The organism is Lunatimonas lonarensis (assembly GCF_000390185.1).
GTDB classification, from domain to species: Bacteria; Bacteroidota; Bacteroidia; order Cytophagales; family Cyclobacteriaceae; genus Lunatimonas; species Lunatimonas lonarensis.
Genome location: NZ_AQHR01000062.1, coordinates 1 through 1,663, shown reverse-complemented (window position 1 = coordinate 1,663; position 1,663 = coordinate 1). Strand labels below are relative to the sequence as shown.

The 1,663-nt window shown below is 46.8% G+C and carries 1 protein-coding gene; it reads right to left on the bottom strand.

All coding sequences use genetic code 11. The annotated features are described in order from the left end of the window. On the bottom strand, positions 1-1,250 hold a 1,250-nt coding region (gene ltrA, locus ADIS_RS10565; protein ID WP_035805569.1), incomplete at its 3' end, for a group II intron reverse transcriptase/maturase. Positions 1,251-1,663: the final 413 nt, after the last annotated feature.

The window sequence follows — 1,663 nt, the reverse complement described above, 5'->3', positions numbered from 1 at the left end:
TTAATGCCAAGCTTGATAAGATTTGCCAGTTTGGTCTTTATCCGTTTCCATTGTTTCCAGATGACCATCCTGATTCTTCTCCTATACCATTCATCTGTTCTTAGTAGCAGGTTTTGCATATCTGCCAGTTTGAAGTAATTCACCCAGCCAATGATGTATTGGCGAAGGGACTCCTTCCTGCGGTCGTTGCCCCAGCCATTGCTGCGTGATGTCAGCTCCTTTAACTTCTCCTTCATCTTTGATACACTTTTGGGGTGTATCCGCAGCCTGCCCTCCCCTTTCGGCTTGTAAAACGAGTAACCAAGGAATTTTACCTTGGATATAGGAGCGACTTGGCTTTTCTCTCTGTTCACTTTCAAAAACAACTTACCCTCAATAAAGTGGATAATCGAACCCATTACACGCTCTGCACTTCGCTCGCTCTTACACAAAATGACCATGTCATCTGCGTACCGTACGAACTTGTGCCCTCTGCGTTCTAACTCCTTGTCCAGCTCATTGAGCATGATGTTGCTCAGGAGTGGGCTTAATGGCCCTCCTTGGGGAACACCCATCTCACTGGCCTCAAAGTCACAACCTACCTGCACTCCGGCATTGAGGTATTTGTGTATCAAGGATACTACCCGGCCGTCCTTAACTGTGCGGGAAAGTACTTCTATCAGCTTACTATGGTTTACTTTGTCGAAGAACTTCTCCAAGTCCAAGTCGACTGCATATCCATGACCTTCCGTGATGTAGTCTCTGCACTTCTTGAGTGCTTGGTGGGCATTACGCTTTGGCCTGAACCCGTAGCTATGTTCGCTAAACTTAGGTTCATATAGAGGTGTGAGTATTTGGGCAATGGCTTGTTGTACTACCCTGTCTACTACTGTGGGTATGCCCAATTGCCGTTTCTGTCCGTTGTCCTTGGGTATCTCTACCCTGCGAACAGGATTGGGGCGGTACTCGCCCCGCAATAGGGTTGTTATTAGTTCATCCTTATGGGAAACAAGATAATCCTTAAGAGATTCGACTTCCATCTTGTCAACACCGCCAACCCCTTTATTGCGCTTAACTTGTAAATAAGCTCTGTTAAGGTTCGATGCTGATAGGATGTACTCCAACATACCATATCCTAATTGGTTATAATCCGTGAGCTTGTTTTCAGCTATCCACATGAAAGTCTGCCCTACCACAATACCTTCGGATGCCGTCCTATTCTTTTGCGGGCAGGTCTTTTCTTCAAAGATATTCTGCTCTCTATCTTTCATGCGGTAACATTCATTCAGTCCTCACTCCTTAAAGTTCAGCCCTTCCCAAATATAGTCGGTATCTGGTACTATGGCCTCGGCTGACTTCTCATGGCAAGCTTTACTCCGTGCTTCTTACTCCGTTTCCGCACGTCCATGAGACCTCCCGTGGTAAGATAACTCACTTTCACTCCATGTCCCCGCCTCATTTACACTCCAATGTCCGTGTAATCTTTGGACTTCGACTTGTTTGGCAGTCTCATCCCATTGGATATGCCTGATGTGGTTCGTGTTCCTCGGGGCAGAGTTTTGCCGCCTGCTTCCTTCAGATTCCACCTCACGATGGACACCCTTGCTATTGGCTAGTGGTTGGTGATTACAAACCCCCACAGTGGACTTTCACCACCTAGTTAGTTAACATGCACGGCACACCA